The sequence below is a fragment of the Sphingobacterium populi genome (genome assembly GCF_001586775.1).
In the GTDB taxonomy this organism is placed as follows: domain Bacteria; phylum Bacteroidota; class Bacteroidia; order Sphingobacteriales; family Sphingobacteriaceae; genus Sphingobacterium; species Sphingobacterium populi.
The window spans coordinates 629,389-651,524 of sequence record NZ_LQXS01000003.1; the positions used below are offsets into that span (position 1 = coordinate 629,389).

18 protein-coding genes are annotated in these 22,136 nt (G+C 43.8%); 4 read left to right on the top strand and 14 right to left on the bottom strand.

The features are described 5' to 3' along the window. Positions 1–18: 18 nt before the first annotated feature. From A0125_RS10635 to A0125_RS10655, 5 genes are all read right to left on the bottom strand, one after another. Entirely contained in the window at positions 19–1,482 is a 1,464-nt protein-coding gene (locus tag A0125_RS10635; protein ID WP_231863208.1) for a SusD/RagB family nutrient-binding outer membrane lipoprotein, read from the bottom strand. A gap of 11 nt (positions 1,483–1,493) precedes the next feature. Next, positions 1,494–4,592, bottom strand: a complete 3,099-nt coding sequence (locus tag A0125_RS10640; RefSeq protein WP_231863209.1) for a SusC/RagA family TonB-linked outer membrane protein — start codon at positions 4,590–4,592, stop codon at positions 1,494–1,496. Between the two features lie 207 nt (positions 4,593–4,799). Next, a complete protein-coding gene (locus tag A0125_RS10645) occupies positions 4,800–5,540 on the bottom strand; it encodes an MIP/aquaporin family protein (RefSeq protein ID WP_066755591.1) in 741 nt (246 codons plus the stop codon). After that, a complete protein-coding gene (glpK, locus tag A0125_RS10650) occupies positions 5,537–7,045 on the bottom strand; it encodes a glycerol kinase GlpK (protein ID WP_156472512.1) in 1,509 nt (502 codons plus the stop codon). The genes A0125_RS10645 and glpK (A0125_RS10650) overlap by 4 nt, the downstream gene beginning before the upstream one ends. Before the next feature lie 73 nt (positions 7,046–7,118). After that, positions 7,119–8,732, bottom strand: coding sequence for a glycerol-3-phosphate dehydrogenase/oxidase (locus tag A0125_RS10655; RefSeq protein ID WP_066755597.1), 1,614 nt, complete (start codon positions 8,730–8,732; stop codon positions 7,119–7,121). Positions 8,733–8,907: 175 nt separating this feature from the next. On the opposite strand from A0125_RS10655, the gene A0125_RS10660 reads away from it, so the two are divergent. Further along, positions 8,908–9,675 (top strand): DeoR/GlpR family DNA-binding transcription regulator, encoded by a 768-nt coding sequence (locus tag A0125_RS10660; protein ID WP_156472513.1) that lies wholly within the window; start codon positions 8,908–8,910, stop codon positions 9,673–9,675. A gap of 169 nt (positions 9,676–9,844) precedes the next feature. Here the strand turns inward: A0125_RS10660 and A0125_RS10665 are convergent, their stop codons facing one another. The 6 genes from A0125_RS10665 to A0125_RS10690 form a co-directional block, all read right to left on the bottom strand. Beyond that, complete coding sequence (locus A0125_RS10665) at positions 9,845–10,165, bottom strand: hypothetical protein (RefSeq protein WP_156472514.1); 321 nt, start codon at positions 10,163–10,165, stop codon at positions 9,845–9,847. Positions 10,166–10,172: 7 nt separating this feature from the next. Next, a complete protein-coding gene (locus tag A0125_RS10670) occupies positions 10,173–10,916 on the bottom strand; it encodes an MIP/aquaporin family protein (RefSeq protein ID WP_066755602.1) in 744 nt (247 codons plus the stop codon). After that, a complete protein-coding gene (gene glpK, locus A0125_RS10675) occupies positions 10,913–12,418 on the bottom strand; it encodes a glycerol kinase GlpK (RefSeq protein WP_066755604.1) in 1,506 nt (501 codons plus the stop codon). Before glpK (A0125_RS10675) ends, A0125_RS10670 begins: the two co-directional genes overlap by 4 nt. 29 nt (positions 12,419–12,447) lie before the next feature. Next, the gene (locus A0125_RS10680; RefSeq protein ID WP_066755607.1) at positions 12,448–14,061 is read right to left on the bottom strand and encodes a glycerol-3-phosphate dehydrogenase/oxidase; all 1,614 of its coding nucleotides are present in this window, start codon (positions 14,059–14,061) and stop codon (positions 12,448–12,450) included. A gap of 84 nt (positions 14,062–14,145) precedes the next feature. After that, positions 14,146–15,006, bottom strand: coding sequence for a DUF4886 domain-containing protein (locus A0125_RS10685; protein WP_231863210.1), 861 nt, complete (start codon positions 15,004–15,006; stop codon positions 14,146–14,148). Between the two features lie 11 nt (positions 15,007–15,017). After that, positions 15,018–15,848 (bottom strand): penicillin-binding transpeptidase domain-containing protein, encoded by an 831-nt coding sequence (locus tag A0125_RS10690; RefSeq protein WP_066755610.1) that lies wholly within the window; start codon positions 15,846–15,848, stop codon positions 15,018–15,020. Between the two features lie 143 nt (positions 15,849–15,991). On the opposite strand from A0125_RS10690, the gene A0125_RS10695 reads away from it, so the two are divergent. From A0125_RS10695 to A0125_RS10705, 3 genes are all read left to right on the top strand, one after another. Then, positions 15,992–16,648 (top strand): protein-L-isoaspartate(D-aspartate) O-methyltransferase, encoded by a 657-nt coding sequence (locus A0125_RS10695; protein ID WP_066755768.1) that lies wholly within the window; start codon positions 15,992–15,994, stop codon positions 16,646–16,648. Positions 16,649–16,709: 61 nt separating this feature from the next. Next, positions 16,710–18,530, top strand: a complete 1,821-nt coding sequence (locus tag A0125_RS10700) for a MutS-related protein (protein WP_231863211.1) — start codon at positions 16,710–16,712, stop codon at positions 18,528–18,530. Between the two features lie 105 nt (positions 18,531–18,635). Further along, positions 18,636–19,040, top strand: a complete 405-nt coding sequence (locus A0125_RS10705) for an acyl-CoA thioesterase (RefSeq protein ID WP_066755771.1) — start codon at positions 18,636–18,638, stop codon at positions 19,038–19,040. Positions 19,041–19,064: 24 nt separating this feature from the next. Here the strand turns inward: A0125_RS10705 and A0125_RS10710 are convergent, their stop codons facing one another. The 3 genes from A0125_RS10710 to A0125_RS10720 form a co-directional block, all read right to left on the bottom strand. Further along, complete coding sequence (locus tag A0125_RS10710; RefSeq protein ID WP_066755614.1) at positions 19,065–19,439, bottom strand: DUF779 domain-containing protein; 375 nt, start codon at positions 19,437–19,439, stop codon at positions 19,065–19,067. 61 nt (positions 19,440–19,500) lie between these two features. After that, complete coding sequence (adhP, locus tag A0125_RS10715) at positions 19,501–20,535, bottom strand: alcohol dehydrogenase AdhP (protein WP_066755616.1); 1,035 nt, start codon at positions 20,533–20,535, stop codon at positions 19,501–19,503. A 70-nt stretch (positions 20,536–20,605) separates the two neighbouring features. After that, positions 20,606–22,108, bottom strand: a complete 1,503-nt coding sequence (locus A0125_RS10720; protein WP_066755619.1) for an aldehyde dehydrogenase family protein — start codon at positions 22,106–22,108, stop codon at positions 20,606–20,608. Between the last annotated feature and the right edge of the window lie 28 nt (positions 22,109–22,136).

A 22,136-nucleotide genomic window follows, 5' to 3' on the forward strand; every position in this document is an offset into this window, starting at 1 on the left:
TTTTTATGACGTGGATATCTATGGTTTTTGCCACCACACTAAGGTGTTGATATTATCTGCTCCCTGTACGCGTACAGCATTAAGATAATTGTCGCGGTTGGAAGATTGGATATAAACAGGATACATGAGTCGTGCAGGCATCTGCTGATTATTAAGATGGCCTGACCGTATAGGTAATACTGGGTGCCCGGTGCGTCTGTATTCAAACCAACTTTGTAAGTCGGTAAAAAATAAAGAAAAGTATTTCTGCATATGAATGAGTTCCATTTTCTTAAACTCATCGTAGCCATCTTCCCACTTTACTAAATCGCTGCCCAAATAATAAGAGGGTAGCTCAAAGTCCCATAGTTCTATTCCAGCAACTGTGCCGCGCTCATAATAAGTTTGTGCAGATTCTGCAGTAATCCACCCCTTCACAGCTGCTTCGGCAAGAATAAGTTGTAGTTCCCCATAATTCATCATATTGCCAAGTAATGGTTCGGAGATCAGATCTGTATGCGGGGTAGAACGTGCTACAGGCGGTTGTCCGATCGGATAACCGCTCGGCACGCCAGCATAGTCACCCTCAAAAAGCGCCACCCATTTTTGTATTCTAGGATCGCTGCGTTCGTTTAAATTATCGACAAAGAAACTTGCGGATTTTGGTGTATACCAATCTGCCAAGCGCCAAGTTGCAAAAGGAGAAATGTAGGGAGCTTGTCCAGTCCAACGCAATATTGCTGAATCATCATTATCACGCATTAGCGGATAAGTGTTAGGGGAATTGTCCACCATCTTTTGGAATACAGTATCAATGACAGATGGAGCCTTGTGTGCAATACGCAATGCCAAACGTAGGTAAAGTGAATTGCCAAAACGCCGCCATTTGTCTACACTACCTTGGTAAATCGGGTCTGACGACTCTAATATTCGAGCTGTATTGGGTAGCGTAGAAAAAATCCGATTAGCCTCTTCTAACTTACGTAGCAAATCTGGATAAATATCTTCTTGTCGATCAAAAGCCGGCCTGAATGAATTTGTTTCAGGTCCAGTAGATGCCGCTGTATAAGGAACATCGCCGTATGTGTCGGTAAGTAATGAAAATACCCAGGCCTGACAAACTAACGCCACGCCTTGATAGGCTGGTTGGTCGAGTTCTGCTGCAAAATCATGGATATCTTTGAAGTTTTTTAATTGTAGGTACCAATTGTTCCACAAGTAATCAGCTTCTGCCGTACGAATTTCGTAACGAAAAATACGTCCTTCACCGTCTCCCATGTTCACGGTTACCTGCATTAGTTCATTCGTTACTCGTTGGCTGCGGTTCATATTATACCCTACAACTTTGGTCAGAGCCGGAGCCAGCAAGTTTTGTGGCAGCGCTACTGGACTAGCATTGGGGTTGGTATTAATCTCTTCAAAGTTCTTATTGCAGGAAGTCAGCAATACTATAACGGTACAATACGCTATAATCTGACTGCTTATTTTGTTTAATTTCATCATTGTAATTACTTTTAAAAACCGACTACTATGTTAAGTCCAAACGTACGTGTTGCTGGGAACTGGCCAAGCTCGAATCCACGGGTAATGTCGCCATTACCTAGTGTGCCGAATTCTGGATCGAATGCTGGCCAACTAGACCAGATAAACAGATCGCGTCCGAAGACACCGACAGTAGCACGTTGTAGTCCTGTTCTTGCTAATAAATTCTTACTTAGACTATAGTCAAAGCGCATTTCTCGCAGCTTAAGAAAATCGGTAGAATACGATGTGCCTTCTACGTTATCTCTACCTAGATGGGCGTTGTAATAGTCCCATACGTTTTCGGAGATCACATCGTTTGGACGATACGTACCGTCGCCATTGGCGATTACACCATTGCCGATGATACCATTATAACGGCCGGGAACAGTGTTCATGGTTTTGCCTTGCTCTGCAAGTACGGCCGAGGTGAGTGAATATCCGACGGCACCGAATTGTGCGTCAAAAAGGACGCTTAACCTAAACTGCTTGTATCGGAACTCATTGGTAATACCAGCACGCCATTTAGGATTTGTATGTCCGATGTATTGCATAGAATCGGTTAGTTGTGGCAATCCATTTTGATAAATGATTTGTCCATCTGGTGCACGTTGGTAACCGCGGCCATATAAATCATCAAGCCTGCCGCCTAGTCGAGCAATGATCGATCCTCGGCTACCGGGTCCATTCTGGAGCGTCATTTCTCGATCTCCGTTTACGAGTTCTATGACTTTATTTTTATTCGCGCTAAACATGGCATTGATATTCCATTCGAAAATCCCTTGCTTACGGATCGGTGTAATTCGCGATTCGACTTCGAAGCCACTATTCTGAATTTCACCAGCATTGACCAATACGGTGCTAACCCCCGATGCCCGATCTACCACAGATGTGAGGTGTTGATTGGTTGTGTTGGATCGATAGTACGTCATATTGAGTGACCAGCGATTGTTAAATAGGTTGAGATCGGTGCCTGCTTCGTAACTTAGTGTTTTTAAAGGCTGAAGTGCTTGATTTGGAAATAGCGTCGGGTTTGCTAAACCGGCAGGATAGCCATCTTGCACTGCATAGGTGTATGATGTGCGGTATGGGATCATGGATCCGCTTCCTACTTCGGCAATAGAACCTCGGAATTTGACCAACGAAAAAGCAGTAGGAAGCTTTACCACATCAGAAAGCACGAAACTAAGATTCATCGAAGGATAAAAAAAGGAAGAATTTCCTTTGTTGAGCGGAGTGGCCAAAGCACTATTCCAGTCATTACGAGCGGAGAAATCGGCAAATAAATAATCTTTGAATGAAACGGTAGCTAAGGCATATAAACTGTTTAGCACTAGTTCGCTTCGGTAAGGATTGCTGATAAGAATGCCAGCACGGTTTCCTAAATTGAAAATCCCTGGAAATGATAGTGAATCGGCTGCATTTCGCTCTTGATTGGCTTCGTTTCGCAGTGTGCTAGCACCAGTAGTTACACGGATTTTTATATCGTCATTGATTTGTTTATTATAATTGACCATTACTTCAGAAGTCATCTCGGTATTGTTGAGTGCCTGAGTGCGGTACATACCTTTTCGAAATTTTTCGGTATCCCACGGTCGTTGTTGGCTTCTTTGCTCGGCATTTAGATCCAACGTTGTACGAACCATTACGTCCCATTCTTCATTAAACTTGTAAGCCGCTTCAATATTACCCGTCAGGCCATTCCGCTTATTTTTGTTAAGCATCTCATTGGTGATAAGATAGGGGTTGTCTACCAAACTGCTGAAGGGATAACTTTGGACACGATTTTCTTGTCCTATTGCCCAATATTCTTCTAACCAATCCAGCGGTGCATTGGGTACCCAAAACATGTTCCAGTACATTAAAGATTGGTTATTATATCCGCTCGATGGTAGATTATCGCTACGGTTTTGACGAAAATTGAGACGTGTACGTAGTTTTAGCTTGCTCGTTACATCGTGGTTAGCGGTTAATGATACATTATTTCTGGCATAGCCAGTATTAGGTATTATCCAGCTATTCCGCAGATCTGTAAATGAGAATCGCATTTGGGTTTTTTCCGTTGCGCCATCAATACCTACAGAATTGGTAAACGTAACTCCGGTGTCAAAAAAATCTTTACGAGCATTTGGATACGGCTGCCACAAGGTACGTTCGTTACCACGTGTCTGAGTCGTAGGGTCGTATTGAAAGTAATATTGACCGTCAAACTTTGGTCCCCAGGCGGAGCTGGTACTACGTGTACTTCCGCCATCTTCTGAAGCCAAAAACGAATAATATCGAACACCTTCCGTTCCCTGTCCGTATTCATATTGATAGTCAGGCCAGCGCGATATCTGCTCAATCGTTGTGTTAGAAGTTAGCGTAACACCAATACCTTTGCTGGCGCGGCCTGATTTGGTCGTAATCACGATGGCACCACCAGCGCCACGCTGTCCGTACAATGCGGTTGCATTGGCACCTTTCAATACCGTCAACGATTCGATGTCTTCGGGGTTAATGTCATTAATCCCAGTTCCGAAATCGGAAGGCGAATCGCCGCCAAGATAAGCGCCGTGGCCATTGCCAACCATGTTGCCGCTACTATTGCTAATGACCACGCCGTCTATAACGATCAATGCCTGATTGTCTCCGGTAAGATTATTTTCACCGCGTAGTATAATTTTATTGGAACCTGCCGGCCCAGCGCCAGAGCGAACTAAATTCACGCCCGCGATCTTTCCGGATAGCGCCTCTGTCCAGTTATTGGCCAAAGCTTCGGTTAACTTTTCGCCTTTCATCTCTGTGGCGGCATAACCAAGCGACTTTTTGTTTCGCTCGATTCCCAATGCCGTTACCACTACTTCTTCTACCTCGCTGGTATTGCTAGAAAGTAGAATGGTGATCTTATTGGTACTTGTTTCTATACGCTGGCGATGAATCGCATATCCTAGGCTAGTGATTTGGATCTCAGTTCCGGGAGCAATTACGATGGTAAATTCACCATTAGCATTGGTAGATCCAAGTGATCGATTATCACTTCGAATAGTAGCACCCGAGATAGGGCTATTGTCCGAAGCATCTAACACCTTGCCTTCCACGCGCACCTGCATGGATGTTTCAAGTTTTTGACTTGTCGAATCTATTAAAAGGTTAGCACTTATCGGCTGGATAATGCCTAAAAAGCAGAAGATCCACGCGCATAACAGGAAATATCTTCTGGTGGAAGATAGTCCGGTTTTGTTGGGGGAATTACATAACATGTTCATAGGTTAGGGGGTGAGATGTATTTTATAGATTGGTTATGAAGTTGTAATACATTAGGGGCTGATAAGGATTTGGTGAAGTAAAGTAGCTATTGCAGAGCCAATCATTGGGCCGACCAGCGGTATCCACGTGTAGGAAGGATCAAAAGGTTGCTTTGTTGGTAATGGAATAATCCAGTATACCATACGTGGAGCAAGATCTCTTGCGGGGTTGATAGCGTAACCAGTAGTTCCGCCAAGACTCAAACCGATTACCCACACAAGAAAGGCAACTGGAAAAGCTCCAATAGATCCTAGACCGATTACACCAGCCGTTTCATTGACTTGCAAAGAAGGTTCTTGAAAGAATAGAATAGCCGTAATAAGGACAAATGTGCCTAAAGCTTCTGATAGTAAATTGGATGGCGTACTTCTTAAGGCAGGTGCAGTACAAAAAACCGCTTGCGTACGTGAAGAATCGTGAGTTTTTAATAGATGTTGGCGATAAAGGATAGAAACAGCAAAAGCACCGAATGTAGCGCCAATAAACTGTGCAGCGATGTATTGTAGAGCGTTCGTAGTGGTGATGTCGCCCAGCATCCAAACAGACAGAGTTACCGCAGGATTCAGATGTGCGCCGCTATATGCACTTGCTACAGATACACCCACAAAAACGGCCAAAGCCCATCCAGTTGTAATAACGATCCAGCCGCCATTTTGTCCTTTAGTGCCTTCTAATACCACGTTTGCTACTACACCGCCACCAAGTAACAGCATAAGAAATGTGCCAAATAATTCTGCAATGAAGGGAGTCATTTTAATTTAGTTTTTAGAGAAGACCATATTTTAGAAGCTTCCACAGCGATATGCCAATCGCTCAATTGGGCTGCGGTAGACGAAGAGTTGTCTTCGGGCCGAAAGGTGCGATCTGCGGCATGTAAGGCTTGCAGTTCGGATACGTCTCTCCAAAATCCAGAGGCTAATCCTGCTAGGTATGCAGCTCCCATAGCGGTGGTTTCGGTATTGGTAGGCCGCACGACATCTACCTGTAGCAAGTTGGCCTGAAATGATAGTAGCAAATCATTGGCTGTTGCACCGCCGTCTACACGAAGTTCGGTGATTTTCGTTTTCGCATCTTGCTGCATAGCTTCGAGCACGTCGTATGTTTGAAAGGCAATCGATTCAAGACAAGCACGCGCGATGTGTGCGTCGGTGGTACCTCTCGTAATTCCGAATATGGCTCCGCGAGCATGTGAATGCCAGTGTGGGGCTCCCAATCCAGCAAATGCCGGCACGATGTATACACCATCTGTCGTATCTACCTGTTCTGCTAACGGACAAATGTCTTCAGACTGCTCAATAAGCCCTAGACCGTCGCGCAACCATTGCACCACAGCACCGCCAATAAATACACTGCCTTCCAATGCATAGGTGACTTCCTTTCCAATTTGCCAGGCAATGGTGGTGACTAATTTGTGATTGGATAAGATGGCTTCTCGCCCCGTATTCAACAGCATGAAACATCCTGTGCCATAAGTGTTTTTTACCATGCCAGGTTGGATACATAATTGACCAAACAAGGCAGATTGTTGATCGCCGGCGATACCAGCGATTGGTATAGAATTGTTGATTGCCTTTATCGAAGTCTCTGCATATATTTCTGAAGAAGATTTCACGCTCGGTAACAATTCTAGAGGTATGTCAAAAAGATCTAACAACTCTAGATCCCAAGCGTGGGTATGAATATTATAGAGCATGGTTCGAGAGGCGTTGGTAGCATCCGTCAAATGTTCTTTGCCGCTGGTGAGGTTCCACACTAGCCAAGAATCCACGGTGCCAAAAGCCAATTGGCCAGATTTCGCTTTGCTGCGAGCGTCCTTTACGTTATCCAGTATCCACTTAATTTTTGTGGCGGAAAAATACGCATCTATCAATAAACCTGTTTTTTGTCTTACCATCTCTTCGTGTCCCTGCGCTTTCAAAGCATCACACAAGTCGGAAGAACGACGATCTTGCCATACAATAGCTGGATAAATAGGAGTTCCAGTAGAACGATCCCAGATGATAGTGGTTTCACGCTGATTGGTAATACCAATAGCATGTATAGCTGTAGATTTGATCCCGGCTTTTTTAAGTACAGCAGTAATAACCTCGCGTTGCGAGAACCAAATCTCCATTGGGTCGTGTTCTACCCAACCCGCTTTTGGGTAATATTGCGTAAACTCCTTTTGCGCTATAGCTCTGATCTGACCTTCTTGATCAACTAATAACGCGCGCGAACTGGTTGTACCCTGATCTATGGATAGGATATATGGATTCATAATAGATTTATTTATAGTAGCTAGCAGGATCTTGGTTAGGTAATACTGCTAGTCGGTTAGCGGTTTATCCGCATTATGATATTTCTAATGAAGGCTTATCGTTATTTAAAACGTATTTTGAGGCCATTTGGTTAAAATTGTCGATCTGCATAGATATCCAATCCTGGTCATGCTTGAGCTCGCCTGCTAACAATTGCGCGATCAATGGTGCTGTTTCCAGTGCAATTTTAGCATCAAGAAACAAAATGCGAAATCGTCTTGCTAGCACATCTTCGACTGTTCTCGCCATTTCATGACGTGCAAACCATATCACTTCTGCCTTTGTGTGATGCAGCCTAGGGTGAATGGGCTGTGCTAATTCGAAATCTGTATTTTCTAAGGACTCAATGCCATTAGCATCCTTTCCATAGATTGCTAGGCGAGCTATCGGATGCTGCTTATCTGTTGCTCCATGTATAGCCAAGGTTTGTGTGATACAAGTTGCTTGCGCAAGCCCTACGGTACGGATTGCTGTATTGATGGTGTCTTCCGCCATTTTACGGTAAGTGGTCCATTTGCCACCTGTAATAGTAATGAGCTTCGAGCTGTGTACCACCAGTTTATGATCTCTGGATATTTCTTTCGTTTGTTGTCCTTTTCCAAATTCTGCTGCAAGTGGGCGTAAACCCGAGAAAATACTTAATACATCCGACGGTGTAGGTGCTTTCTGCAAGTAATCTTTAGCCGTATTTAGAATAAAATCTACCTCCGAGGCTAATGCAACCGGCTCTGTCTTTTTTTCGTCTAAAGGAGTATCTGTTGTACCCAACACAAGGTGGTCATGCCAAGGTACGCCAAACAGTACGCGTCCATCCGTTGTTTTTGGGATCATCAGCGCATCAGAAGATTCTGGTAGAAATGACCGATCGACTACGATATGTGTGCCCTGACTGGGACGAACCATTTGCTTGTGGCTATCACTAGCCATATCCAAAATATCATCTACAAAAATTCCAGTCGCATTAATCACCACTTTACCTTCTATACGAAAGGTTGTTTGTGTTTCTTTGTCCACGCAAACAACACCATTTACCGAGCCATCATCTTGTTTGAGTAAGCCTGTTACGGGCATATAATTAACCACAGTCGCCCCGTACTCTGCTGCAGTCTGTGCCAGATTGATTGCTAAACGAGCGTCGTCAAATTGGCCGTCATAATAGCGAATTCCACCTTTCAATTGATTACTTTTAATATTTCCCAGCTGTTCACCCACTTTTTTTGCTGACAGAAATGTCGACCGGCCAATGCTAAAGCGACCAGCGAGCCAGTCGTATAGCTTCAATCCAATCAGGTATTTCCATTTGTCTAAAAATGAGTAACAAGGTATAATGAATGATTGCGTACGCGATACGTGTGGTGCGTTTTTGAAAATATACCATCGCTCTCGTAAGGCGCCATATACCAGTTTGATGTCGCCATTAGCCAAATAACGTACACCACCATGTACCAACTTAGTGCTTCTACTTGAGGTACCTTTTGCAAAATCATCTCTTTCGATCAGCAGCGTTTTGAAACCTCTACTAGCTGCATCTACCGCAGTTCCTAAGCCCGTGGCCCCACCGCCGATAATGATGAAGTCCCATTTCGATGTGTTTCGTATTTGTTCAATATGTGATTCTCGCTCGAAGAATTTGGGTGTATTTATCATGGTTGTGCAACAATTGGTAGCTTTGGTACTTGTGGGTAAACGTTTTTATTACAAAACGAAATTAGTAATTATTAAAATCGAAACCAAATGAAATATATAAAAGTTTCGTTTTGTGATTATAATGCTTTAAAAGATTGATGATATGATGTCAAAAAATATGATATATTTGTGTAGTATGACAAATATTGAACGACATCAGCATATATTAGAGCAGATTGAAGGACATGGAAAAGTCCATGTTTTGGATTTATGTAAGCTTTTAAATGTTTCGTCAGTAACTATTCGAAAGGATTTGAAGACGCTAGAAGAAAAGGGCTTGCTGTATCGTACACATGGTGGCGCTACTGCCATTAATCCTTATACTATGGATCGAACTGTATTTGAGAAAGAAAAACTTTTTGCAGAGGAGAAAAGTCTGATCGCTCGCACGGCAGCTTCTATGGTGGATGAAAATGACTCTATTATCATTGCATCGGGCACTACCGTGCAAGCAATGGCTCGCGAGATTGTTCCTATAGGAGCATTGACAGTAGTTACAGCTGCTTTAAATGTTTCGCTTCAGCTCATTAAGCATCAAAACGTCGAAATCCTACAACTTGGTGGACTGCTTCGTAAAAGCTCTACCTCAGTTGCCGGTCTGTATGCTGAATCTATATTGTCCGACTTTTACTGCAGTAAATTATTTATGGGAGTAGATGGTATTGACGTAGAATATGGCCTTACAACCACCAACGCACAAGAGGCGCATTTGAACCGAAAGATGATGAATGTGGCGCAGAAAACAATCGTGTTGGCAGATTCCTCCAAATTTGGAAAGCGTGGTTTTGGCAGGATATGCCCCGCTGAAGAAGTAGATGTGGTAATTACCGATCCTGGTATACCAGAAAAAAGCGCGATGGAATTGGAGAAGATGGGGATTCAGGTCATCATCGTAGGAAAGTAACATGGTGAATCTTCAATTTTTAAGATTTTTTTTCGCTAAAAATACGCGGCCTATCGCAAGGATTAAAGGTGCGATAGGCGTCAAATTTCAATGATTCCAACGGATTAGAAGGGAATTCCCAAATAGATCGTTTGAATGCCTTTTCCTTCCAAAATCTTGTCTCTAGTTTTTAAAAGTGCGAAAGCGACCTTTTTAGCATTTTATGGCCGTGAGGTGTGTAAACCAACATTCCAGATAAGGTATCGCCGAGAACATCCCCTTTAAAATCTCCTTTCACCTGATAGCTACCTCCTTTGGTAAAAATATAATCTCCGAAAAAGCGGCCTTCACGAATCTGCAGTCGTAAAAATGTACTATCGCGACCGTCGACAGCTTGATAATAATCGTAATGGTCTTCAACCACTATTTCGGTACATGCAGCGCAAAGCAACAACGTAAATGAAAGTGATAAAGTTGATTTCAGTGGCAATGTGCAACGAGCGAATTTCAAAATCTATTTAGGATGAAGAGGTGAGTACGAGATATAGTAACGTCGCAATTACTGATCCAGCTAATGGTGCCACTACCGGAAGCCAAGCATAAGAAGCGTCAAAACCTGCTTTGGATTTGATGGGCAACATACTATAAACGAGTCGTGGTGCAAGATCGCGAACCGGATTAATGGCATAACCCGTCGTACCACCAAGTGCTAATCCTATTCCCCAAACCAATAACGCTACAGGCAAAGCACCAATTGAGCCTAACCCGATCACAGCAGCGCTCTCGTCGAGTTGCATAGAAGGTTCTTGGAAAAATAAAATGGTCGAGATGAGTACAAATGTAGCTACCAACTCTGTTGTAAAGTTCGATTTACGATCGCGAATCGCTGGCGAAGTACAAAATACTGCTTGCGTAGCCGTACCGTCTTGAGTGCGATCAAAATGTGGACGATAACAAAGCCATACCACGACAGAGGCTAACATTGCTCCTACAAATTGAGCAGCAACGTAAGATAGTGCAGTTAAAATATCTATTTCATCAATCATCCAAACCGAGAGCGTGACAGCGGGATTAATATGTGCGCCACTATACGGACCTGCTACTGACACACCGATAAACACAGCCAAAGCCCAGGCCGTCGTAATGACAATCCAGCCGCCGGCGTGTCCTTTCGTGTCATTCAACACTACATTCGCTACCACACCGCAGCCTATTAGAATCATTAAAAATGTACCGAACAATTCAGCTACAATTGGATTCATGATCTCTTGTTTTTAAGTGACGCCCATACTTTTGTAGCCTCTACAGCAGCATGCCAATCGCTCAACACGGCGGTGCTATCGATATTATTCTCTGCTTCGATTCTTTTATCCACCGACCATTTTTGTTGCACTTCAGCGATGTCTTTCCAGAAACCGGTAGCCAGTCCAGCGAGGTAGGCAGCGCCCATGGCAGTGGTTTCGGTGTTTTCTGGTCTTACTACGGTAGCACCGAGCAACGTTGCTTGAAATTGGAGTAGCACGCTGTTCGATGTAGCTCCGCCATCCACTCGCAATTCTTCAATAGCGTGGCCAGCATCTTGTTGCATAGCTTGTAGCACATCATAAGTTTGAAATGCGATGGATTCTAGACAGGCGCGCGCCAAGTGCGCATCGGTGGTGCCACGCGTAATTCCATACACACTTCCTCGGGCTCGTGCATCCCAATGTGGTGCACCTAAACCTGCAAAGGCCGGTACAATATAAACACCATCCGTATTCTTCACTTTTTTTGCGAGTGCAGTCACGTCTTTAGATTTTTTGATTAAGCCCAAGCCGTCGCGCAACCATTGTACTACGGCTCCCGCTATAAATACACTGCCTTCTAGGGCGTAGGTTACTTCATCGCCGATTTTCCATGCAATGGTAGTAACCAATTTGTGTTCTGATTTAATCGCTTCGGTGCCCGTATTCATCAACATAAAACAACCTGTTCCATATGTATTTTTGACCATGCCTTTTTCAATACATAGTTGTCCAAATAAGGCAGATTGCTGATCGCCAGCAATTCCGGCAATCGGAATGGCCGTTTTCAACACGTCGACAGAAGTTTCTCCATATACCTCCGACGAAGATTTTACTTCGGGTAATATGGCCTCTGGAATACCAAACAACTCCAAGAGCTCGTTATCCCATTCGCAGCTATGGATGTTGAAAAGCATGGTACGCGAGGCATTTGTAAAGTCGGTGAGGTGCAGTTCACCGTTAGTGAGATTCCAAACCAACCATGAATCTACTGTTCCGAATGCCAATTCGCCGGCTTTGGCTCGATCTAGCGCGCCATCTACTTCGTCTAGTATCCATTTTATTTTCGTAGCAGAAAAATAAGAGTCAATCGGCAATCCTGTTTTATCGCGAACCATTTCCTCAAGCCCTTTTTCCTTTAATTCGTCGCAATAATCTGCGGTACGGCGGTCTTGCCACACAATTGCTGGGTAGATCGGTTTACCCGTTTGTCTATCCCATACGATGGTAGTTTCCCTTTGGTTAGTGATTCCGATGGCATGTATGTCTGCTGAGCGAATTTTACTTTTTGCTATAACCGATGTGATCACAGCCAATTGTGAAGACCATATCTCCATTGGATCATGTTCTACCCAACCAGATCGTGGAAAATGCTGTTCAAATTCCTGTTGTGCAATGTCTATAATTTTTCCATTGTGATCGACAAGAATCGCACGCGAACTGGTAGTGCCTTGATCGATAGAAAGGATATATGGTTTCATAATATGCGTAATTTAGAGTTAGGGAAGATCTAAAAGGTTGTAGCTTGATTTTTAACGTCGCCGATCAGGTAACCTTGTGCCAACGCTTCGAAAGCACGCACCTGTTCTGTTTCCCAATCCGCATCGCGTTGCAACTCATTTGCCAAAATACGCGCTACGGCAGGCGCCGCTGCGAGTGCTAACGTTGCATTCAAAAAAAGTAAACGCAATCGTCGAGCAAGTATATCTTCTACGGTACGCGCCATTTCTGCACGTACAGCCCATATCACCTGAGCAACAGAATGGGGCAATTGTGGGATAATTCGCTTCGCAAAATTAGGATTACTTTGCTCCAATGCGATGATATGTGCCGCGTCACCACCGTAGTTAGCAAGTCGCTCGGGATTGGAGGAAGATGTGGTTTCAGATCCGTGAATCGATAAAGTCATCGTTTTACAATCTGCCCAAGGCAAATTCAATGCTTGAATGCTGCTATTAACAGTATCTTCCGCCATTTTGCGGTAAGTAGTCCATTTTCCGCCTGTGATCGTGACCAACTTGGATTCGTGTATAATCAGTTTATGATCTCGCGATATTTCTTTGGTTTTTTGGCTGGTGCCACTATTTGCCGCTAAAGGTCGCAGGCCGGAAAATGTGCTAAGAACATCTGCTTTTGTAGGTGCATTCTCCAAATAATCTGCTGCCGTAGATAAAATAAAATCGATCTCTTGCTCGAGCGGAATTGGTTCTTCCAACTTTTCGTTGATAGCAGTGTCGGTAGTGCCTAATACCAGATAATTGTGCCATGGTACACCAAAAAGCACCCGGCCATCGCTAGTTTTCGGAATCATTAAGGCATCTTGTGCTTCCGGCAGAAAGGAGCGATCAACCACCACGTGGGTGCCCTGACTTGGGCGTGCCAACGGTGAATGCTTTGAGCTGGTCATTGAAAGAATGTCGTCTACAAATATGCCGGTCGCATTGACAATAACTCGACCGCTAATTTGATATACCCGATCTGTCTCGAGATCGACAAAGGCGACGCCATCAACTTGACCATGTGCATTGGTAAGTACTGCTGTGACCGAAGCGTAATTCAGCAAGCACGCCTGCTGTTCGATCGCAGTTTGTGCTAAATTCACGGCCAATCGTGCATCATCAAACTGACCATCAAAATAGCGTACGCCACCATATAATTTCTGCTTTTTGAGATTTGTTAAATGCTTGGAAGTTTCGTTTTTAGACAAAAATATAGAGCGCCCGATGCTGTACTTCCCGGCTAGCCAGTCATAGAGTTTGAGACCGATAAGGTATTTCCATTTCTCAAAAAAGCTATAACAAGGGATGATGAAAGACTGCGTGCGCGAAACGTGTGGTGCATTTTTAAAAATACGCCAACGCTCTTTCAGTGCACCATATACTAGTTTAATATCTCCTTGCGCTAGATAGCGCACACCGCCATGCACCAGTTTGGTACTGCGGCTAGATGTGCCTTTTGCAAAATCAGTTTTCTCCAAAAGTAGCGTCTTAAATCCGCGACTTGCTGCATCAACAGCCACTCCTAAGCCAGTTGCTCCACCTCCGATTATTATAAAATCCCACTCTGCGGTTTCCGATAATCGATTAATCTGAGTGGTTCTTGAAAACTGCGAAATATCTGTCATTGGCCCGTTTCGTTTGTGGATATTTTAAATATAAAGAAAATAATCCGTAGAAAACGAAAAAATAAAACTGTTGCCGTGAGCCAATTACTTCTTAATCTTACTTGTTTTGAATGGCTTTTTGACGGCAGCATGTGCTGCCGATTTGGCAATCTGCTCCTGCATTTCGGTCACCCCTTCTGGCCGATAAGTATTCTTCCTAACGTCCAGTTTGAATAGTTTCTCATACCAGGTACAGGCCGCAGTAAAGCGGCCATAGTTCAATTCTAAGTGATAGCCATCACGCGTGAAATGATCGCCAATACTGCTACTACGTGCATTCTGAATGGCGGTGCCGCAGGGTACCACGAAAGCGAAACCTCCCTGATTACTGATTTGCTTTGTGGCTGATGCAATCGCTGCATACATCTGAGACTGACTTTTTTCATAATTAATAAAACCATCATGTTGGCTGTCAGTTTGGTAAGCCCAAGTTTGATGATAGACCAATTGAGTGTGCGCCGGCACTTTCCCTTTAACATAATCCATCAATTCCGGCAAACTTTCCATAATTACAGTATACTGACCCGACAATGGGCTGGCTTGCTGCAAGCTCACAAAATCCCAGTCTTCGTCGGCCAGTGCGGTGGAGATCGACGTGCTTTCTTGAGTAGTTTTGCGCCCATCTTTCCATACTTTTCTATAACTATAGACTGCCTTGTCTGCTGATACATTACGCACATGCAGATCTAGCGGCGCTCCACCGATGTAAAGGTTGCCGATAATGATTTCTCGATCGGCAGCGGCTGCCAGATCGTGCAGATAATTTTCAAGAGCATCCTCTGAAAAACTGTTGCCAATGGCTAGCACTTTGACGACTTGTTTACTAACATTGTCTTGTGCTTGTGCAATACCAACCTGTAACGAGAATAGGAGTAGTAGAATGTAAATCGCGTATCTTTTCATCATTATTATTATGTTTATTTTCTTTCTTCAAACGCACCTAAGACCTGTAGGGCTTGGCGTACTGCCTTTTCCCTCCCTGCAAGAAACTCGTCCGCTTTTTGTGCATCTTTTGGTTCTATATTCGCGGCAAAATAGTACATCGCTTCGCCTCGTCGCAAATAGCCCACAAACCAACCATTATCGCCATGATCGGTACTCCAACCTGTTTTTCCGCTCAACGAATAATTTGCCGTGGATTCAATTTCTAGTATCTGCCGCATGGTGTCGTAGGTGTGGTCCGATAATTTAATATGGCGGCTGTAGAAATTGCGCAAAAAAGCTACCTGTTGAAAGGCTGAAATCTTCGACGCGCCTACTAACCAGAAATGCTGTAAGGTTTCGTCTCGTACATCCATATTCGTGTACGAAAACTGCTGGAGGAATTGTCGCATCCGGAGCAGACCTATTTTGCCTGCAATCTCTTGATAGCAGGGTACACACGATAGACGAAAGGCATCTTTCAACGATAAATCCTTTTCCCAAGCTTTACTATAACGTTTTTTTCCGTCCCAAGGCAATACTGTATTAGCATCATTAACAACGACACCTGTCTCTAAGGCAATTAATGTGTTTGGTATTTTAAATGTGGAGGCAGGCAAAAAGCCTTGACTGGCCCATTCAAAATCATTGGAAAAATAGCGATCCTGCTGCACATCAAACACTAAGATCGTTCCCTTCATTTGATGCTGGTCAAGAATATCCTGAAATTGCGCAGCATATCGATCGGATTGGCTAGGTTGCGCCTGTGCCAAGCCTGTGTAAGTTGCTAGTGCTATTACGAAGAAAATAGACCGAAGGTAGTGCATGACCAATAAGATTGTTTGGTAAATCTATTGAAATTTTGAGTCATTTCGGACTTTCTATGGTATTGAAATGTGAAATTACTCATGGCCAACGAATTGTAACTAAAGTAGCAAAATGTGGCATAACAATGTTATTTTTGAACCAAATGGCCTACAAATTCATCGATAATTATAGAGAAAAGGGTGCGCGCAAGCAACTAGTAAAACTGTTGGAAAAGCGCGGTATTCAAGATCAACGGGTGCTCGCGGCCATCGGTAAAATTCCCCGACATTACTTTTTCGATGAAACTTTCTGGAATCAGGCCTATCGCGATATTGCCTTCCCGATAGGCGACGGACAAACGATTTCGCAGCCATACACGGTGGCATACCAATCCGAATTGCTACATGTGCGCAAAGGAGATAAAATATTAGAAATCGGTACTGGCTCCGGCTATCAAACCTGCGTGTTGCTGGAGTTAGGAGCGGAAGTATTCACGATCGAACGGCAAGAAAATCTGTACAACCGAACGAAGATGGTGCTGCCCTATATGGGATATCATCCAAATTTCTACTATGGTGATGGTTCAAAAGGAATTGCGTCAAGCGCGCCTTACGATAAAATTATTGTAACGGCGGGAGCACCTTTGGTGCCCGAAATTATGCTCAAACAACTCAAATTTGGCGGATTATTAGTCATTCCGGTAGGTGACGAAAAAGAGCAAAAAATGGTAACGATACTGCGAGTAGGCGAAAATGACTTCGAACGGATAGAACTCGATACATTTCGTTTTGTACCTTTGGTAGGCGATCAGGCCTGGTAATCTGAATTGAATATCGGCTATTGATGGTCTAGTTTTCATGATTCAAAATCCGATAAACGGCGTGTCAATAAATTTCTATCAACAAAATATTTCACAAACAAAAGCCGAGATTGTTTCGCTCGATAAGCAGGTAAATACCGTCAACCTGCTACGCTTGGCTATTATTCTAGGTGGTGGGGCAGCACTTTTTGTGCTATTCCAATCCAATAACGTGACTTATGTGTTACTATGCACCATTTTGGTCATCGTATTATTTCTATACTTGGTCTTTCGGCAGGCCAAATTGGAAAGGTGGCGAGATGAAAAACGCGCTTTTCTACGTGTCAATGAAAATGAGCTTCGTTTGATAGACGGTGACGCAAACTTGTACGCCGATGGCACTCACTACGCAGATGGTAAGCATCCTTATACTTCCGACCTTGATATATTTGGGCCACATTCTTTATTTGCAAAAGTAAATCGCTGTGCTACACAGGACGGGCAAGATACATTGGCCGAATGGCTTAGTAGTGCGCCAGATCGGCAAACAATTTTAGATCGACAAGCTGCGGTGAAAGAGTTTGCCGCAGATGCCGTTTTCAATCAGCAGCTGCAAACAAAGCTACTCTTCAATGTAAAATCTAACACAAATTTGCGCGTCTATCTGTCGGCCTATTTCGAAGATAAAACGATGACCTTTGGGAATGCCTTTATTAGGATCTATTCCTTTATCGCACCGATCTTGATCGTAGCAGGAATCGTCGCGTCTTTTTTGGGCTATTCGGTAATGTCTTATGTCCTGCTATTGGCCATCACGCATTTGTTGTGGACTTTGGCGATGGCTGGTCGCGTATCGGCTTTCTCCAATAAGATAGATAAAATTGGTGCCATTATGATAGCGTACAGCAGTGCAATCGAAGCCATCGAAAATCGATCTTTTGCAGCTCCGCTCAACCAGAAATTGCAACAACGGCTACGCGCCAATGGCGAAGTGCTGCTTTCTGTAGCTTTGCATAAATTGGGAAAATTGATCGATAAATTAGATGCTCGGAATAATATGCTTGTCGGCGCTTTGCTCAATATGTTTATGCTATGGGACTTTCGGCAGGTACTCGCTATTATGCAGTGGAAGAAGCAGTATGCAGACAATACTTTGCAGGCTTTTGAGGTGATGGCAGAGTACGAGGCATTGATTTCTTTAGGAATTTTGTCTTTCAATCAATCAAACTGGCATTTTCCAGAAATTAGTGCAGATTATGAACAAGATCGCATTGAGGCGAAAGCTTTGGCGCATCCATTGATTTCCGTCGATAAATCTGTCGCCAACGATTATTCGGCGCAGGACCATCGCGTAGCTTTGGTTACTGGTTCAAATATGGCTGGGAAAAGTACTTTTTTGCGCACCATAGGGATAAATGCCGTTCTAGCCTATGCCGGATCGGTGGTATGTGCCGCACGATTGAAGCTACCGATTTATAAGATTGTATCGTACATGAGGATCAAAGACGATCTTAACGAAAGTACATCAACTTTTAAAGCTGAGCTAGACAGGATGAAATTTATTTTGGAGCGGGTAGCATCGGCTAAAGACAGTTTCTTTTTGATCGATGAGATGCTGCGCGGTACCAACTCAGTCGATAAGTACTTAGGATCGAAAGCGATCATCAAGCAGCTACTGCACATGCAGGGCAAAGGCATGGTGGCTACGCACGACTTGCAACTATCTCGATTAGCCGATGAATATCCACAGGAGTTGACCAATTTCCATTTTGATATACAGATTAAGGAAGGGGAGATGCTGTTTGATTATCGTCTAAAATCGGGAGAATGCAAAATTTTCAATGCGTCCATGCTGCTGAAGGGAATTGGCGTATTGGTAGACGAAACTTCGGAATCCCACTAAGGAATGGATATGATTAAGCAGCAAGGTAGATTTGCGTATATTTGCGACCGATATAAGACGAAGTAGGGTTTGCAGACAGTAGAATTAACAGAACAAAATATAGCAGTGACTATAGCAGAGCGAATAGAGCGATCAGAAACACGTGTATGCATTACCGTTTTTCCTTCAATTACTAATCATCACGATACGCTCTTTGGCGGAAAAGCGCTGGCGATTATGGATGAGGTTAGTTTTATGACGGCTACCCGTTTTTGTCGTAAGCGATTGGTGACGGTTTCAACCGATAAAATTGATTTCACGAAAGCTATTCCGGCCGGCAGCATCGTAGAGGCCGTTGGTCGAGTACAAAAGGTAGGAAATACCAGTGTAAAAGTACAGGTTCAGATTTTTTTAGAAAGCATGTACGATGACGGACGGGAGTTGGCTATTCAAGGCACATTTACATTCGTGGCGCTGGACGACAATAAGAAACCAATGCCCGTATTGCAAGGTTTAGACATTACTTCGTAACGTTTGCAGCAGCTTGCTGATCTGTTAAATACTTCGCTTTACAGGCGCCAAATTCGCTAATTCTTCTTCAGTAAACAAACGATAGTGTACTTTGAAAGTTTTGCCTAAGGGCGATTCAAGAGAAAAACCTCCTGGCCCAAAACCTTCCAACACATCTAATGTGAAATGTGAATATTGCCAGTAATCGAATAAATCTCGGTCGATCCAAAATTCAAAGCCCTCAGCCAGACCGATCATTGCATCGTGCATGCGCGGATAATATCCACCTTTTTCGAAACATTGTGGCTGCGTGCCTTCGCAGCATCCGCCAGCTTGGTAAAACATCAAATCGCCATGCTTATTTGCTAACTCGCGTATAAGTTCAGTGGCTGATTCTGTAACAGATAACCGTGCTATCATAAAAAAATGTTAAATATCTATTGCCTCTTTATACAAGAAAGGCAATAGATAGGATATTATATTAATTTGCGCTAGCGATATCTAGGACAATTCTGCCGTCAATCTTATTATTTTTCATCTTGTCGAAAACATCATTGATCTCTTCAAGTTTGGCAGGTGTGACAGTAGCTTTCACCAATCCTTCATTAGCAAACTCTAACGCTTCTTGTAGGTCTTTTCGTGTGCCTACAATAGATCCACGGACTGTTATGCGTTTTAATACAGTTTCGAAAATTGGCAAATCGAATGCGCCAGGGGGCAGTCCATTCAGCGCCAATGTTCCTTTGCGTCGTAGTACATTGATGCCTTGTTTGAACGCAATTGGCGAAACAGCCGTAATGAGTGCGCCGTGTGTGCCGCCGATTTCCTTATGAAGAAATTCGCCCGGATCAGTATTTTTGGCGTTCACAACAATGTCGGCTCCTAATCTTGATGCCAGTTTTAATTTGTCATCAGCCACGTCGATCGCAGCGACGTGCATTCCCATGGCTTTGGCGTACTGGACTGCTACGTGACCTAATCCTCCAATACCCGAAATGGCGACCCATTCTCCGGGCTTAGTTTCGGTTTCTTTAAGACCTTTGTATACTGTTACGCCAGCGCATAGAATTGGGGCGATTTCTAAAAAGTTGACGTTGGATTTGAGATGGCCAACATATCTGGAATCGGCAATAACATACTCTGCAAACGTACCATCGACGCCATATCCACCATTTTTTTGAGATTCGCAGAGAGTTTCCCAACCTGTAATACAATATTCGCAAGAGCTACAGGCGCTATATAACCAAGGTACTCCAACGGCATCGCCTTCTTTTACAACGGCATCTGGCCCGCAAGCTACTACGTAGCCGACACCTTCATGTCCTGGGATTAATGGCATTTTGGATTTGACTGGCCAATCGCCCTCAATTGCGTGTAGATCGGTATGGCAAACACCGGAGGCAATGATCTTGACTAAGACCTCGTATCTACCTGGTTCGCGTACAGGCACCTCTCTAATTTCTAGTTTTTTGCCATAGCCTGGTGCGACTGCGGCTTTCATTTTTTTTGGAATCATAATTTGAATTTTTAGGTTTAAAAATGCCTTAAAGCATAAAATGCTGTAGGATTTGATTAGGATATGCTATCTAGAAGAAACCAAGCTTTTCTTTGCTATAGGAGATCAGCATGTTCTTTGTCTGACGATAATGGCCCAACATCATTTTGTGGTTTTCACGACCGACGCCTGATTGTTTATATCCTCCAAAAGGAGCTCCAGCTGGGTAGGCATGATACTGATTGACCCAAACTCTTCCGGCTTGTATGGCTCGTGGCACGGTGTATAGTTGGTGAGCATCTCTGGTCCATACGCCAGCTCCTAATCCGTAGATCGTGTCATTGGCGATTTCGATTGCTTCCTCTTCATCTTTAAATGTGGTAACGGACACCACAGGACCGAAAATTTCTTCTTGAAATATTCGCATCTTGTTATGCCCCTTAAAGACGGTGGGCTGGATGTAGTAGCCATCATTTAAGCCATCGCCGACTTTATTGGCTTCGCCACCGGTGAGTAATTCTGCGCCTTCTTCTTGTCCCAGTTTGATGTAAGACATGATCTTGTCTTTTTGCACTTTAGAGGCTTGTGCTCCCATCATCACGTCGGAGTCTAACGGATTTCCGACTTTGATCTGATTGACGCGCTCGATAATTCTTTCGATAAATCGATCGGCGATATCTTCCTGTACGAGTATTCTGGAAGGACAGGTACAGATTTCCCCTTGATTCAATGCGAACAAAACAGCGCCTTCAATCGCCTTGTCAAGATACGCATCGTCGTGGTCCATTACTGAATTGAAAAAGACATTGGGCGACTTGCCACCGAGTTCCAATGTTACAGGGATAATATTTTCTGTGGCATACTGCATTACCAATCGACCGGTGGCGGTAGATCCGGTGAATGCCGCTTTAGCAACTTTCGGGTTGGTCACTAATGCGCGCCCTAGATCAGCGCCGAAGCCATTGACAATGTTGATAACGCCTTTTGGAATAAGATCCTCAATGATTTCCATCAAGATAAGTATGGATGTGGGCGTACTTTCTGCTGGCTTTAGTACCACAGTACAGCCTGCTGCTAATGCAGGAGCTAGTTTCCATACGGCCATGAGGATAGGAAAGTTCCATGGAATTATTTGTGCGACTACGCCAAGTGGTTCGTGAATTATAAGAGATAATGTATCGGTATCTAGCTCTGTTGCACTGCCTTCTTCGGCTCTAATAACGCTAGCAAAGTAACGAAAATGATCGATCGCTAAAGGGATGTCGGCATTAAGTGTTTCGCGTACTGCTTTACCATTATCGATGGTTTCTACGATCGCTAGGTATTCTAGGTTTTCTTCCATACGATCAGCAATTTTATTAAGCAGGATACTTCGTTCGGTAGCCGAAGTTTTGCCCCAAGACTGAAACGCATCACTAGCTGCGTTGACGGCAAGGTCTAGATCTTCTTTACTTGAATGGGCTACCTTGGTATATGCTTTGCCATCTATAGGCGAGATGTTGTCAAAGTATTTCCCGTTAACTGGGGCCATGTATTTACCGCCAATGTAATTGTCGTATCGTTCTTTGAACGAAGGTTTTTCGAATAAACTCATAGTTGTAAAATTTAGCTTTATAATACGA